This window comes from Acinetobacter sp. Ag2, assembly GCF_001005515.1.
GTDB classification, from domain to species: domain Bacteria; phylum Pseudomonadota; class Gammaproteobacteria; order Pseudomonadales; family Moraxellaceae; genus Acinetobacter; species Acinetobacter bereziniae.
In genome coordinates this window covers 61,773-78,978 of the sequence record NZ_LBNA01000039.1, presented here as the reverse complement: position 1 = coordinate 78,978, position 17,206 = coordinate 61,773, and the positions used below count along the sequence as shown (strand labels likewise).

Below are 17,206 nucleotides of genomic sequence, written 5' to 3'. Positions count from 1 at the left end.
CCGTTATATACAGTGTTTAAACTATTTGCAGTCAGCGTCGCTTTGGCTTTAGCAATGTCTAAAGCCCCATCAACAAAGGTTAAGTCATAGTTTTTATCGAAACCATTGGCTTTGTTCGCATAACTGCCTGCGTCTTTCGCAATGACTGATGCAGTGACACCCGTCAATACCGAACTATCTTCACCATTGACTAAACCATTTGCTGTAAAGCCTGATGCTGTTTGATCTTTACCATTATAGGTCGTGTTTAAACTATTGGCGGTTACTGTTGCTTTGGCTTTGGCAATATCCAAGGCACCATCGACAAATGTTAAGTCATAGTTTTTATCGACACCATTGGCTTTGTTCGTATAACTGCCTGCATCTTTAGCAGAAACAGTAGCCGTCACACCTGAAAGCACAGTTTCAGTTTCACCATTCACCAAACCACTTGCTGTAAAGCCTGATGCTGTTTGATCTTTACCGTTATATACAGTGTTTAAACTATTCGCAGTTACTGTTGCTTTGGCTTTGGCGATATCCAAGGCACCATCAACAAATGTTAAGTCATAGTTTTTATCGACACCATTGGCTTTATTTGCATAACTGCCTGCATCTTTAGCAGAAACAGTAGCCGTCACACCTGTAAGTACAGTTTCAGTTTCACCATTGACCAAACCATTTGCTGTAAAGCCTGATGCTGTTTGATCTTGCCCGTTATATACAGTGTTTAAACTATTTGCAGTCAGCGTCGCTTTGGCTTTAGCAATGTCTAAAGCCCCATCAACAAAGGTTAAGTCATAGTTTTTATCGACACCATTGGCTTTGTTCGCATAACTGCCTGCGTCTTTCGCAATGACTGATGCAGTGACACCCGTCAATACCGAACTATCTTCACCATTGACTAAACCATTTGCTGTAAAGCCTGATGCTGTTTGATCTTTACCATTATAGGTCGTGTTTAAACTATTGGCGGTTACTGTTGCTTTGGCTTTGGCAATATCCAAGGCACCATCGACAAATGTTAAGTCATAGTTTTTATCGACACCATTGGCTTTGTTCGTATAACTGCCTGCATCTTTAGCAGAAACAGTAGCCGTCACACCTGAAAGCACAGTTTCAGTTTCACCATTCACCAAACCACTTGCTGTAAAGCCTGATGCTGTTTGATCTTGTCCGTTATATACAGTGTTTAAACTATTCGCTGTCACCGTAGCTTTGGCTTTATCAATCGTTCCAGTCGTAGCATTGGTCACTACTTCATAGTTGTTACCATTGTTCCCATCTTGAATAACGATATCATCGATATCTAAACGATGTGTTCCAGCATTTTGACTCGCAAATACCTGCTTTGCGGTAACGCTATCACCTGTTTGTACACCGATGATCTCAACCGTAGCCGTTGATTGTTTTGTTCCATCGTATACACGCGTATCAGTTACAGCATTGATATCTAGTTTGGCTTGGTTGATTTTTAAAACTGCATCACTTGCTGTATTATTTGCACCGATCAGATCGTAACCGTGCTGAGTAGAGTAATAAGCATCCTCATAAGTTCCAGCATTACGATAGCCTCCAACAGCACCACCAAAAATTTTACTACCATCCAAACCAAGTACATCAGTTAAAGTCTGATTTTTTCCGTTATAGGTCGTAGTGGCGTCCAGTGTATTTAAATCAAACTGAGTTAAAAAGCTTCTTAAGAATGGTGTCGTTTGCCCTGCATATATCCGCCAAACTTTTCCAGTACCCCCTGCGTCATCGACATCCCAACCTGCATTTTTAAAGGTGTTCAAGTCTTGCATTTGGGTTGTTGTTAAACCTAAGGTATTTACAAGACTCCCTTGACTATTGCCAATGGCAAGGCTTTGTCCAGTCGTGTCTTGGTTCCAAAAACTATTGTTTATATTGGTGGTATTACTACCTTTACCCACGATATTTCCAGCATTAGATTTTCCTTGGATCGTTCCTGTGACATAGGTATTATCTATATTTAATACTGTATCATCATAGAATCCTCCTAGAATGCCACCGACATTATCCGCTAAACTGTTAATATTTCCTGTATAGTAACTATTCTCTATTGTGACTTTGTCTTTTTCACCAACACTACCAACCAGGCCACCAACAGCCCCATATTCAGACCATTTTGTATTGATATTGACACTGGAAAAACTGTTGGATAGTTTGTTTTCCGTACCAGTCAAAACACCAACGATCCCGCCACAAAAACCTGCACTACAGCCACTAAATGTTCCTGTGGTATAGACATTACTGATTTGATTATTATCACCATATAAATAACCCGCCAAAATACCCGAAGACAATCGACCCGAAATATTGGCATCGACAATACCTAAATTCTTTATCGTCGTATTTGCACCTGCACCAATTAAGCCCACAAAATTTGTATCTGGGCGATTAATGGTGAGCTTATTAATCGTATGTCCTAAACCATCCAATACTCCAAAGAAAGAAGATCCACCACCATACTCTCCAATTGGTTTAAATCCTGCCCCTCCATTCCAGTCTACAGTCTCTGAAGCATCGATATTATTTCCAATCAAAAACTTTCCAATTGGGTATTTAGCGATATCTTGCAATTGATTTAAAGTCAGAATCGCTGAATAAAGTTCAGGTCGATTTGTGGTCGTTATTGTACCTGTGGGTAAATCATTTTTATTAAAAACTTGGTTACCACTTAAATGCTTTAAATAAGGCGTGGTTTGATTATTGGCATTGCCCCAAGTTGCGTCAAAGTCAAAACCTTGCATATTGTCTTTTTGAAACATTTGCAAGGTGTTTAAACCTTGTCCTGCGGCACTGCTGTTTTGCCCTGTAGTTTCAATGTTCCAATAACTATTTTGAACCGTACCCGATAGATTCGTACCAATCAATCCCCCTACAGAACTTGGAGCAGATACCATACCTGTCGCATATGTATTATTAACATTTCCCCGATTAATACCAATCAAACCACCAACATCTTGTTTTTTTCCTGAAACAGCGCCAGTCGTATAGGCGTTTTTAATATTTTTATTGTTTTCACCGACTAACCCACCGACAGCACGCTCCCCTGCAATAAGACCAGTTGCATAAGCGTTATCAATATTACCTGAATTAACACCAACTAAACCACCTACATAATTCATTCCTTCAACGTTATCGAGCGAATAAACATTCTTTAAACTACCACCCACCAGATGACCAACCATGCCACCAACATAATTTCTCCCAGTACGCCCCCCTCCTAAAAGTCCAATATTACGAATTTGTGCATTGTTGGCATAACCAATTAAACCAATATAATCCTGTTTAGGTCGATACATTCGAAGAGTATCAATTATATGTCCCAAACCATCCAGTTGCCCTGTAAAGGGATTATTTAAATCTCCGATTGGTTGAAACCCGCCATAACCATTCCAGTTCCATGCACTAGTAGCATCTATATTTGCACCTAGAACATAGTTACCACTCAGGTTTCCATTCATACCTTGTAAGTCTGTTCCTGTGGTTGAACCTTCCACCCCCAAAGAGGTAATGACTTGATAGTTAATGGTGGCATCGGTTCCCTTTTGGGTACTAAAATTCTGACCTGCTTGTAAGTTGACTTTGGCACCATTTTTTAAATAATAATTGGCGCTACTATTGGCAGTATCTTGCCCATAAATCAAATGCAGCTTGGCATCGCTGTTGGTCGCAGTAATGTCCGCATTGATATTGATGTCATTGTGTGCATTTAAGGTCAGGCTGTTCGCACTATCCCAAGTCACACTCGCATTAACATTGATATCACCCTTTTGACTACCTGTATCGCTGGTTTGTAAGGTGACATTATTGCTGGCAAGATTATTGGCTAAGGTCTTTGCCCCAATCCCACTACTACTTTGTGTGGCATTGCCCGCATTGATGTTAAAATCTGTTGGATCGATCAACCAAGTTCCTGTTTTTGCGCTGTCTGATCGAGTGGAGACAGCCGTACTTTGATCAATCCTGACATCGGCTGCCGAGGTTTCGATAAACCCACCATCTTGACCATTTTTTCCTTCGGCTTTCAGTACACCACTGACACTCGTCATGCCTGCTTGCATATCACCCAGTAGAATAATTTCGCCTTTGGCATTTTGACTTAAACGGTTGGCTTCAATGATACCTAAATGATTTACCACAGCTTTACTTAAACTGTCTTTGGCTTTTGCAGTTAAATAGACTGCGCCATTATCAGCAAGAATTGCTCCTCCATTGTCCACCAAACCTTTAAGAACCCCTTGATCCACTTGGTACTGGGTCAATGAACCATCTTGTAAAGCAAGGGTGACTTGACTAGCGGATGTTAAGTGCGTAGTCCCATTCGGTGTGGTAATAGAACCTGTATTTTTAACATTCGGCGCAATTAACGCGACTGTTCCACCTTTTAAAGTTTGAATAGTGCCATAATTTTCTATACTTGCATGACTATTGGCATCACCTTTTAAAGTGAATTGACCATTTTGAATATCATGGTCCGTGAGTGCTAACGTTGAAGCAACCAATCCCCCAACATTCACTTGAGCGGTTTTAGAGAAAACCACACCATTCGGATTGAGCAAAAACACCTGACCATTGGCATTTAAACGCCCCATAATTTGCGAAGCGTTACTGTCTAATATATGGTTAATTGCGACTGAAGATGCATTATTTTGGTTAAAATTGACTGTCGCATTTTGACCAATGTTAAAGCTGTTCCAATTGGTGCTCAGTGTTTGACTGCTTTGATTAATATTCAGGGTATGCCCATTTTGAGAAATCGTTGCCGAACCCGAATTAATCTGAGCGCCTGTTGGTAATTCGATATTTGAAATCGCTGCATGTACAGATAAGGGTAGTAAGGCTAATCCAAATAAAAGCAAAGCTGATACTTTTTCAGCAATTCCGATTATTTTATTTTGATCATTCACTTTACTTTGTGAAGGACTGTGGTTTTTTGCCAGTTCTGAGACAGCTTGCCAACAGCCAATTTTTTTATTCCAAATAACTTTGTAAATTTTATTCATAAGTATGTCCAAATGGTATTGTACGCAAATTAACCATTTAAACATAAGCACGCATAAAAAAAATAGACTTTTATAAATTTTTCTAAACAAATCATTGAATTACTTTTTATCAAAGTGAGACAATTTTTTAGCTTATATTTAAATATTAAAAAATTGTCACACTTTAGAAAATCATAGAGAATATCAATTTCGTCTCAATTCAATTTTTTAAAAATCCAAAAATTGTATAAGCAAGCAAAATGAATCAGCCAATTGAAGCAAAAATTTGCTATTTAGGTACTGCGTTTATTAGTTGCTGTGAAATTATAAAAAAGTTACGTAACCATTTTATTTTTAAGTTAATAATCAAGTAATTTTTCAGTCCTATAAACACGCCTATTCAATAAAAAGATGAGATTTATTCATTTAGTTTTTTCTGGGGCAATAAGGAAATTACCTATCTATTATCAACTTTGAATATAAAAGATCTTGCCTAGCCCATTTATTGAAATTGAGATAAATAAAAAAAGCTGATTATCCTGTTAAACAAAACAGTTTTCTAGGGGATGTCGGAATAAAAAAGCGATTAACAGCATTTATAAATATTATCTAAATAATCAAGTAAAAATAAACATTCTATTTAGCACGTACAAATGACTTATACGGTAGTGAACTCTTAGACTTTCAGTAATACATGTGTTGACATTTTCTAAGCTACCTGTGTGGTAGTGAACAAAATCAAATTTAAGTTAATTTTTACCACAATTTTCTAAGCTACCTATACGGTAGTGAATGCTTGTTAGAGAATGATCAAGTTATACAACAGGTGTTCTCTTGAAGTCTCTCAGTGTACAAAACAGATAAAATAAATGATCGCGCTGAATTGAAAGTGAATATGGTAATTGAAGAAGAAATCAAACGCTGAACAGGATGTAGTTAACCTCATCTCTTTAAACAACAAAAAGCGCCCATGGGCGCTTTTTGTTGTGTTACAGTAACCTGCCCTAGTCATTGGGGCTAGGGTGACCTGTAACGGTGTTTCGTTACATTAATCCTTGGAGGTTTACGATGCGCTTTTGTCTAATCATCGTTGTCATCCTGTTATTGTTGTTGATTTCTCAATCAGCTCACTAACAGAATGCGTCGGGTAGTTACCGCTACTCGGCGTCTCCAAGCAAATAATAAAACAGAAATGAATATAAATCAAATTTTGAACAATTCAAATTACGAATGAAGAAATCTTTTTCTAAGCTACCTCTACGGTAGTGAACATGTATCTGAAACTTCAACCGATGCCATGAATTTTCTAAGCTACCTATACGGTAGTGAACTTTATTGTTTTGATCGTTGTTATTTATTGAAATTTCTAAACGACCTATACGGTAGTGAACCTCGCGCTTTGATATACATTGCCTGTGCTTCTTTTCTAAGCTACCTATACGGTAGTGAACGCAGTATTGTTCCCGACGTTACAACTCCAAAATTTCTAAGCTACCTATACGGTAGTGAACATTGCTGGATTCTGTTTAATCAGTATTGTCGGTTTCTAAGCTACCTATACGGTAGTGAACAAAAATATCGTGTTACTGGATATGATGAATATTTTCTAAGCTACCTATACGGTAGTGAACCAATTTCAAATTATCTATGCTGCACCTCAAAATTTCTAAGCTACCTATACGGTAGTGAACATTGCTCTTGTGAAAAAGAAATAAAATCAGGGTTTCTAAGCTACCTATACGGTAGTGAACTGCTCATATCCGATTCCTCTATAGCATTTTTTTTTCTAAGCTACCTATACGGTAGTGAACAACGATATGCGAGCTATGCCCCGCTTCGATGTTTTCTAAGCTACCTATACGGTAGTGAACGCAATTTAAGATTAGCATTACTGGTAACTATTTTTCTAAGCTACCTATACGGTAGTGAACAGTATGAGAATTTCATTTCATGGGGAAATGATTTTCTAAGCTACCTATACGGTAGTGAACTTTTGGTGGCAATTTCTCATTTCAACCTTACTTTTCTAAGCTACCTATACGGTAGTGAACTTCTACCCAATCCACTGTTTGGTTATCTTCGGTTTCTAAGCTACCTATACGGTAGTGAACTATAATTTTAAAACAAAAAATAAAATAATAACAGTAAGTTAAACCTAAAAATCATCAAATGACCCAAGTTTTTACTTACAATTATAACTTATTGATTTTATTCAGTTGTTAAAGAGTTAAAAAATATTGGGGTAAAATTTTAGAATATTTGTTTGATTAATTAAGCCTATATACTCTAAATCAGCTACTTTTATCTTATCACTAAAAGATTTTCCAATATTCACACATGTTTTTAATGCCACTCATTTAATTTATCATTAGAAAATGAAGAAATCTTACATTTCATTATTTTCTTAGTAAAACAAACTTCACCACGTTTAATCGGTTTTGGTATTTTCATTATCTTAAACTCAAAAGCTTGACGTAATCTTGACGTAAATTATTCGGCTAGATCGGCTAATTTCACCATTTAAACCTAGTAGGCTGATATTATCACATATTATTATACGCATAAAAAAAGGGCTTTAAGCTACTGATTTCGCTTAAATCCCTTATTACATATACATCTAAATCTTGGTAGGTATATCCAGACTCGAACTGGAGACCTCTACGATGTCAACGTAGCGCTCTAACCAACTGAGCTATACACCTGAAGTGCTGAGAATATTATTCATTTTTCAGCAATATGACAAGACTTATTTTTTAGCTTTTAACGCATTCGAACACTCTTTAAGCAATTTCTTAATTTTTTGAATATCTTGTTGATTTTCATTAGCTAAATACGTGATTTTTTGAAAAACTTGATTTGCCTGTTCAAAGGAACTTTTTTCTTCAACCTGACTTGCTAAACGAGACATCCATTGTTGAAAAGTTTCAAATTGTGCTTTTTGATTTAGCTCAGGTAACTGCTGATTAAATTTAAAAACCAAGCGCTCAAGTTCAGACATCTGACGCACTCGAAAAAGTTTTGTCACTCCCCAGTAAATCAGTAACAATCCAATGATTCCAAAAATTAAAACTAGTCCATAACTATAGACTGAAGTGAGCCCCAGTTTTTTCATCCACCCACTTTGCTTTTCCGCATCATAACCCACGACTTTGCTTTGCCATTGAAAACTTGCGTAGTCACTCCAGACTCTTAATGTTCTCAATACGGATGAATGCTGAAAACGTAAATTTGAATAAGCTGCATCCCCAAAAATCGCTGCATTGCCATCTATGGTCGTTTGCATTCCCTGATCTATTCGCATCGGCGCAATGATGGCTGTAGGATCAATTCGACGCCATTGTCCTTGTTGATACACTTCTGTCCATGCATGAGCATCTAACTGACGTACTTCCCAACTTTTTCCGTCAGGTGCAAGTTCTCCGCCCTGATAACCTGTGACAACCCTAGCAGGTATTCCGACATAACGCATAAGCAAAACAAAGCTTGAAGCATAGTGTTCACAAAAACCCTGTTTTGATTGAAATAAAAACTCATCAATTCGGTGATTCCCCAATTTCCCCGGAGCCAGCGTGTAAACAAAATTCTCTTTTTTATACCAGTTTAAAATATTTTGAATATAGATATCAGGGTTTTCTTGGCTTTGACGAAACATACTCACTGCAAACTTCTGCGCTTGTAGATCACGATTTTTAGGATATTTTAGATTATTTTTAAGCATCAATTGTTCAAACGCTGGTGCTTGAACATCCTGTATACGCTGACCAATCCATTGCAATTCGATGGGTTGTACCCGTTGTACAAGCCGTTTCGGTGTAATAGACCAGTCTTGATGTAGTTCAAAACGTTGTTCTATCGGTATAGATTTTTCTAAACCCGTGATCCACTGCTGACTTGGATCACTGGCTAAATACTGATAATGAAAACCATCCACTTGCCCCGTTATTTTGGAATAAGATTTACTCTGCTTATTGCTTAAATCACTTGTCCAAGTTGTACCATCATAACGATCCAATACCATCGCTCGCCAATATAACTCATTGCGGCTTGGAAACTGTTTCATGTCTCCAATAATTCGAAAAGCCAAAGCACTCGATTGCGACAATGATGCAATATCTCCAGGAGACATCCGATCACTCAATCCTGTCACCGCTTGATTATTGGGAATCGGAATTTGCCAAAGTGGAGGCAAGCGTGGAAAAAACAAAAATAGTAAAATAAAAAAGGGTGAAGCCAAACCAATAAACTTAACGATATGGAATGAGTCATTTTTAAGAGATTGTAAAACAGGCTGTTTAATTTCAAAATTGGCTGTCTGTACGCGGTACAATCCAACCAAGCAACTGATTAAGCAGCACAATACTAAAACAGCCATTAAAAAAGATTGGCTGTGTAAAAATAAACTTGCACTCACAAACAAAGCAAAATTAAACAGGATAATAAAGTCACGTTTAGACTTGGTTTCAAATGCTTTGGCAAATAAGAATGTAGAAAGTACGGCAGTTCCAGCTTCTACGCCTAAAAATGTTTGAGTGTGTAGATAGATAATTAATAAGGCAAAAAATGCAAATAATAGCTTCGGCGCTTGCAACAAAAATCGAGGAACATTGAACTTTTCATGAACATTGATTTTCTGATAATACCATCCTAAACCCAAAATATTGATTAAAAACAATATCGACAAGGCAATTGGCATATAAGCAAGCTGTGCCAACCAAATCAAACTTAAGACAACTAAAATTGAAACTTGAATTGATCTATTCATACCCACTCCTCAAGCTTGTGCCAACAAAGTTTTGATATGAATATAATGCTGCTCCCCTACACCATTTTCAGTCTGAGCATGCGGTAAAATAATGCAATAAGGTGATTGTAGTTGTTCGCAACGGTCAACCAACTCCATCATTAAACTGAGTTTTTCTTCATGCTCTGCACTGGGCATTTTTGCATATTCAATTTGCATAGCATGGGTATCGAGTAAATCTTCAAACTGCTTCACAAAAAGTCCTTGTCCTCGAGCAGCCTGCTTCCATGAAATACTTTGTAATGAATCACCAATTTTAAAATTTCTTAACTCTTTAAACTCGTCCAAATCAGGTTGACCCGTATTCGCCTGAATATGTGAATATTGCACACCAGACTTTGCTTCAGGGGCTATCCAATAATCATGGGTCAGATAAATGTATGTCCATGCTCGGACTAAGCCTAGTGGATAAGTTGAATAAATCTGAATTGGAGGAATTGAAAATTTGCCACGCTTTTGCGGGATAAAATTTAATTCAACACGCTGTTGTTTATCCTGAAATAAAAAAGGTAGTAATTGATCATCGAATTTAAAATTTAAAAACTTCGGGCTTGCGCGATGTTGTTGCAAAATCACGGTGACTTTAAAAGCTTCATTAACCTTACCAACTTCATCAACAATGACTTCTATTGTCACACCATGCAATTGTTTAAAACTCAAATAAAAACTAATACACAAGATGGCACTTATTAAAAAGCAAAAACCTAAAATTAAGTTATTTGCATAGTTAATTCCCGCAATAAATGTGATCAAAATAAGCACAAGATAGAGGAAGCCTTGTTGATATATGAATACTAAAACTTCATTTTGTTTGAGTGTGCGTATACCTGTATAACGAAATCTTTGATGCAACCATTGCACGAATCTTTTAGCAAACATGGTCAAATCCCAATTAACCTTGAACAGGAACTTTTTGCATCAAAGCTAAAGTTTCAGACTCGCCTAATCCTATACGATGCGAAGTAACTGCAACAAATACGGCTTGTACATCATCTGCAATTACAAATGATCTTTTTTCAATAAATGCATGCGCTTGAGCAGCCTTTTTCAATGCCAATACACCACGCGTAGACAACCCATGACGTCCTTTTCTGGTTTCTTCAGCTAAATCAAGTATATAATCAAAAACCAAATCATTAATTGCAATGTTGTTGACTATACATTGTAATTGCAGAATCTCTTCTTGCTTAAAAATGGATTGTAAATTTTCAATTAAGTCATGACGAGAATGCTGTTGTAAAAGTAATTTTTCTGCTGAACGTGATGGATAACCCAGGGATAACCGCATTAGAAAGCGGTCTAACTGAGATTCAGGTAGGCTATATGTACCACTTTGAAAAAGTGGGTTTTGTGTTGCAATCACCCAAAATGGCTGTGGCAGTGTATAACGGACACCATCCACTGTGACATTACCCTCTTCCATTGCTTCCAACAATGCACTTTGGGTTTTTGGACTACAACGATTGATTTCATCCGCAAGTAATATTTGAGTGAAAATAGGTCCATACTTAAATTCAAATTGATGTTCTTTTTGATTAAACATATTAATCCCAATCACATCACTGGCCAGCATATCATTGGTAAATTGAATTCGTTGAAAATCAAGCCCTGCTAAACGAGACAAACTGCTGGCTAAAGTCGTTTTACCTAAGCCTGGCAAATCTTCAAAGAGCAAATGCCCTCCAGCCAATAAACTACACAAGGCAAGTTTTGTTTGTTGCTGTTTATCTAAAATGATTTGGTTAATTTGCACCAAGAACTCATCAACCTTCGGATAATAACGTGATAAGTCTAAATCACTTAATTCGGAATTCTGTTGCAGTGTATTTCCTTGTGTTGTTCCCCAAATCACCTTATTTTCCCCAATCGTAATTTTTTAAGTAATTTGATTAACATACACGTTTTTAAGGGATACTCAAAGTGCAACAATTCATGAATTTCACCACTTGGTTCATTTTGACTAAAAACCGATTCTTATCATTCTTTAAAGATCAATTTAGGGTCTAAATTATGTGTTCATACAAATCTATTTTGAGCATGGTTTAATCTTGATTTTAAATCATCTGCACTCATTGAAAATTCAATATCTGAAACCTCAGCTTGCTTAATCAATTCAATGAGCAATTGATTGATGGGTGCTTGGGTGTTGAGTCGATGTGCTAACTTCACCACCTCACCGTTAATCCAATCAACTTCAGTGCTTCGCCCTGCAATCAAATCATCTTGCATAGACGAACGTGCCAACGGATCAATTTTCAGCATTTTACGACTTAATATTTTAAATAAAATATTCGGCAGACTCATGATTTTAGGAAGCAAATGTGCAGAAATTGCAGTCAACTTTGCAGGCTTGATCTGCGCCAAATCCAGTAAATCAAGTGCTTCTTGTTGCGCCATTGCGAGACATTGACGATATTGCTGATTCGATAATTGTGCTTTTAAAGGTAATTTTGATAAGGCATTAATAGAATTATTTAAGTTAAGTAAAATTTTTGCCCACTGCACAGCAAGCATGTCCTGATCAAATACAATATCTAATTGCGATTTCTGAAAAAGTTGGGCTAAATCTTGTTGTTTGGAAAATTTTTTGACATGAATTGCCCCTGATGTACCTTGATGAAAATGTCCAGATCCCAAGGCAGCCACATTAAAAGGAACCATCCCCGCTAAGATTGTCATATCTGGTAAAAACTGTTTAAGTACAGCAACATTACTTAATCCATTTTGAAAGCTCAGGATATAAGGTCTGTGCTTAAGACCAGCATTACTTTGAACGAATATTTTCTGAAGCGCTTTGGCGACTTGTTCAGTTGCCGCTGATTTAACACAGACAAAAATAATATCAGCATCTAAAGCAATACTCGGATCTTGTGATAATTTTAGTTCATTTGCAGGTATAGATAAGTTATTCCCTAAATAATCCGTAAGTTTCAAACCAGATTTGGATAATTCATCATACATGCGTGGACGGGTCATAAATGTAACGTCTACACCTGATGCAGCCAATCGACCACCAATATAACACCCAATACTTCCCGCACCATAAATACAAATCTTCATCTCAACATCCCTTTAACCAATATATTTCTGTCATTTTTCTGATTCAACATTTTATCTGAGATAAGCGAAATGAACTGTCCGCTATCCGACAATTCATAATGTTTATTTCATGGCAATTTACAATAACGCTTTGCAATCACAATTTACCTAAGCCCACGGAATAAAAATGATAGCGAATATAGTTAAACCGTCTAATAATTCATACAAGTATTTTGCGATCAATCATTGATATTCAATAACATTTACACCCACTAGAAGATTTTGATCATTCATTTACTTCGCCCTTTTGAATCATAGATGGACTTGCTATCGTGAGGCGACATAGATGTCGCCATGTTGAGCGGGGGTATGTGAGCAAAAACAAAGCACTGCTTTGTTTGCAACGCAAGATCCCTGTTCAACGAAAGATTTTCGTTACTTTTCATCTCTGAAAAGTAAAGTATCGCCTACGCAAAACAATTTAAACTTTAGAAGTAAAGCGTGACAGTGCAAGCTTTGGCTCATCAAACAATTTATTGATCGCTTTAATTTTAATAATTAAGAGAAATGATATTTTACTGTATGAATTTTTCATCAGATTGACTATACCTTAACTAAATCACTCCCCAATGAAAAACGGCACCGAAGTACCGTTTTAACTACCATTCAAAACAGCATCAAAGTACTGTTCCATGTGATTAGACACTTATCTCAGCATGGACACTTTTTCATCGTACCACCAGCACTCGGATAACGAGCATCTACACAGTAACGATGAAAAGTTTTCTCATCCATTGCATCCATATCAGGATGATGCTTTTTCATATGTTCCAAATAGTTTTGATAATCTGGTACACCAACCATCAAACGAAAACTCTGCTGTAAGCGTGTCCATAATGTTGCAATTCTTGACCAATTCTTAGGATTAAAAATTAGATCCTTTTGCGACATGATGGTCATTTTGATGATTTTATAAATTACCGTCTTACCACCTTTGGCGAATTTAAGATTCATCTTACTCACCTCACTTATAAGTCAATTAATGCTTTGCAGACGTGACAACAGTTTCTTCAGGGTCAGCATATACTGCTGGCGCTTCATTAACTGTTGGTGTTGGACTTGCCAATGCACGGCGAATTACCCCAATAGCGGCAACCAGCATTACGACCGCAACAATCATAAAGAATGCACACAATGCTGCATTGATCTGATTCGATAAAACAATCGTTTGCATCTCTTCAAGTGTTTTTGCAGGTTTTAAAATTTCACCCTGAGCAATTGCCGCTGAGAATTTATCTGCTTGTGCCAAGAAACCAATCTTTGGATTTGAATGAAAGATTTTTTGCCAACCCGCTGTCATACAAGTAATGAATAAGAAAACTGTAGGTACAATCGTGACCCACACATACTTTTCTTTTTTCATTTTAAATAGAATGACCGTACCAAGAATAAGCGCCATAGCAGCGAGCATTTGGTTACCAATACCAAATAAAGGCCACAAGCTATTGATACCACCCAGCGGATCAACAACACCCTGATACACAAAGAAGCCCCAGCCAGCAACCGCCACCGCTGTACCAATCATGTTTCCAAAGAAGTTATGTGAATTTTTAAGTGCAGGAACAACTATACCCACGGTATCCTGAACCATAAAACGACAAGCACGCGTACCCGCATCAACCGCAGTCAAAATGAACAATGCTTCAAATAAAATCGCAAAATGATACCAGAACGCCATCATCGAACGATTATTAAAAATATCCGTGATGATATGTGCCATACCAATTGCAAATGTTGGTGCACCACCAGTACGAGAAAGAATGGTACTTTCGCCTACTTCTTTAGCCAGTAGACTTAATGTTTCTGGCGTCACTACGAAACCAAGATTACGTACTGCTTCTGCGGCACTTTCTACAGTTGTGCCCAATACTGCTGCAGGCGCATTAATCGCAAAGTAAACACCAGGCTCAAGTACAGTTGCACAAATCATTGCCATAATCGCGACAAATGATTCCATGAGCATGCCGCCATAACCAATAACACGAATATTGACTTCGTTATCTACCAGTTTAGGTGTAGTCCCTGAAGAAACTAAGGCATGAAAGCCTGAAATCGCACCACAGGCAATGGTAATAAATAAGAATGGGAACATTGATCCAGCAAAAACAGGACCAGTACCATCAACAAAATGCGTTACAGAAGGCATTTTTAACATCGGCATGGCAACAATGATACCTACTGCCAAACCTGCAATTACACCAATTTTTAAGAAAGTTGATAAGTAATCACGTGGCGCCAATAGCAACCAAACAGGTAATACTGAAGCTACAAATCCGTAAATGATCAGTGCCCAAGTCAGTTGAGTCCCAGTTAAAGTAAAGAATGGTCCCCAATAAGGGTCAGCAGCAACATTACCACCATACACAATTGCAGCCATCATCAAAACAAAGCCAATAATCGACACTTCTGCAATTCGTCCAGGGCGGATGTAACGCATATATACCCCCATGAACAAGGCGATCGGTATGGTTGCTGCAATACTGAATACGCCCCACGGACTGTGTGCAAGCGCTTTAACCACAACCAATGCCAGTACAGCAAGGATAATGATCATCACCCCCAATGCACCCAGCATCACCACAACACCAGCAAATGAGCCAAGTTCTTGCTTTGCCATCTCCCCCAATGAACGTCCATCGCGACGTGTTGAGATAAATAGCACCAAGAAATCCTGAACAGCACCCGCCAAGACCACTCCGACTAAAAGCCAAATTGTTCCTGGTAGGTAGCCCATTTGAGCGGCAAGAATAGGTCCAACTAATGGACCTGCGCCTGCGATTGCTGCAAAATGGTGACCAAAAAGCACATACTTATTGGTTGGCACATAATCCAGACCATCAGCTAAACGATGTGCAGGGGTTAACCGTCTCGGATTGAGCTCAAAAACTTTATTGGCGATAAATAAACTATAAAAACGATATGCAATGCTATACACACACACTGCAGCAAGCACCAACCAAACAGCATTGACATGCTCACCTTTACTGACTGCGAGTATTCCAAAAGATACTGCACCAATTATGGCGACAATCACCCAGACCAACTTTGATAAGGGCGATGACTTTGTCTGAATATTTTCCATTAAAACCTCACATCTTGATTACAAAAAGCAGTTCCATTGTTTTTATAAAGCGTAATGCATTTCCGTGTGACTCTTTCCCTGGTGACTCTACTCCTCATTTTTTTGTTTTCATCTAAGACTTTGGATGTAAAACTGGTTTGAATATGTACTATTAGCATGACATCACAATGACTTAAACTATTACAATGTTATTTTTATCATTCTTGTCATATTCCGACTATTCGACTCTACTATTAATTATTCTCAGTCGATCTACGACTTTAGTCGGAAATTTATCCATAACTCGCTACTGTCAATGCCCCTAGCTCAACTCAAATTAAAAACAAAAAAAGGGATGATTTTCATCATCCCTCGCATCATCATTGAAAAATGATTAAGCACGCTCTAAGTAGTCACCTGTACGGGTATCTACACGAACGCTTTCTTCTTGCTGTACGAATAATGGAACACGTACCACAGCACCAGTTTCAAGCTTCGCTGGTTTACCACCACCACCAGAAGTATCACCACGTACACCTGGATCAGTTTCAACGATTTTCAACACCACAAAGTTAGGCGGGCTTACTGTTAATGGCACACCATTAAACAGCATAATCGTACATTTTTCATTTGAATCATCTTTTAACCATTTCGCAGCATCACCCATCGCAACTTTATCAGCAGCAATTTGCTCGAAAGATACAGGATCCATGAAGTTCCACATTTCACCATCGTTGTAAAGGTAATCCATCTCAACTTCAACGATGTCAGCAGCTTCTAATGAATCACCTGATTTGAAAGTTTTTTCTAATACTTTACCAGATTTAAGGTTACGTAATTTTACACGGTTGAATGCTTGACCTTTACCTGGTTTTACATATTCGTTTTCCATGATTGAACATGGGTTACCATCAAGCATAACCTTTAGGCCAGCTTTGAAATCATTTGTAGAATAATAGGCCATGAAAGGCACACTCCAAACTTACTAATTTAAATCTCTAATGTCATGCGATCAACAAATCATCTGATTTGTAATCGGGTCTATTTAACACTTCAAAATCGCTGAATTGCCAACACACCCAGAATGATCACTCTCAACAATAAAGAATGTATTATACATTTTTCGTATTCTAAATGAGCAATACGTCGTGAAGCAATGAAAAATTACCCATGTTCTGTCAGATTGAGGGTAAAATCTCCGATTCATTGTTTTTTTGTACTGATTGACTCTCCTTTCGGTCCGATGTAATGAAT

General features: G+C 37.7%; 8 protein-coding genes, 1 tRNA gene and 1 CRISPR repeat array. All 9 genes read right to left on the bottom strand.

All coding sequences use genetic code 11. From position 1 onward, the window contains the following. Positions 1 to 5,012, bottom strand: a 5,012-nt coding sequence (locus AAV97_RS06215; RefSeq protein ID WP_046760116.1) for an MBG domain-containing protein, incomplete at its 3' end; no start/stop codon positions are given. Positions 5,013 to 6,234: 1,222 nt separating this feature from the next. Beyond that, positions 6,235 to 7,102: direct repeats of the CRISPR family, unit length 28 nt; unit sequence TTTCTAAGCTACCTATACGGTAGTGAAC. A 514-nt stretch (positions 7,103 to 7,616) separates the two neighbouring features. Continuing rightward, positions 7,617 to 7,693 (bottom strand) — tRNA-Val (locus AAV97_RS06210). Between the two features lie 44 nt (positions 7,694 to 7,737). Then, positions 7,738 to 9,753 carry a transglutaminaseTgpA domain-containing protein gene (locus tag AAV97_RS06205; RefSeq protein ID WP_046760115.1) on the bottom strand — a complete coding sequence of 672 codons (2,016 nt, stop codon included), beginning with the start codon at positions 9,751 to 9,753 and terminating at the stop codon, positions 7,738 to 7,740. A gap of 9 nt (positions 9,754 to 9,762) precedes the next feature. Further along, a complete protein-coding gene (locus AAV97_RS06200; protein WP_046760114.1) occupies positions 9,763 to 10,671 on the bottom strand; it encodes a DUF58 domain-containing protein in 909 nt (302 codons plus the stop codon). A gap of 13 nt (positions 10,672 to 10,684) precedes the next feature. Then, complete coding sequence (locus AAV97_RS06195; RefSeq protein WP_046760113.1) at positions 10,685 to 11,644, bottom strand: AAA family ATPase; 960 nt, start codon at positions 11,642 to 11,644, stop codon at positions 10,685 to 10,687. Between the two features lie 164 nt (positions 11,645 to 11,808). Next, positions 11,809 to 12,852, bottom strand: coding sequence for a 2-dehydropantoate 2-reductase (locus tag AAV97_RS06190; RefSeq protein ID WP_046760112.1), 1,044 nt, complete (start codon positions 12,850 to 12,852; stop codon positions 11,809 to 11,811). A 690-nt stretch (positions 12,853 to 13,542) separates the two neighbouring features. Next, positions 13,543 to 13,845, bottom strand: coding sequence for a YbdD/YjiX family protein (locus tag AAV97_RS06185; protein WP_004831204.1), 303 nt, complete (start codon positions 13,843 to 13,845; stop codon positions 13,543 to 13,545). A gap of 25 nt (positions 13,846 to 13,870) precedes the next feature. Further along, positions 13,871 to 15,973, bottom strand: a complete 2,103-nt coding sequence (locus AAV97_RS06180) for a carbon starvation CstA family protein (RefSeq protein WP_004831205.1) — start codon at positions 15,971 to 15,973, stop codon at positions 13,871 to 13,873. A 373-nt stretch (positions 15,974 to 16,346) separates the two neighbouring features. Beyond that, the gene (gene efp, locus AAV97_RS06175) at positions 16,347 to 16,916 is read right to left on the bottom strand and encodes an elongation factor P (RefSeq protein ID WP_004831207.1); all 570 of its coding nucleotides are present in this window, start codon (positions 16,914 to 16,916) and stop codon (positions 16,347 to 16,349) included. Between the last annotated feature and the right edge of the window lie 290 nt (positions 16,917 to 17,206).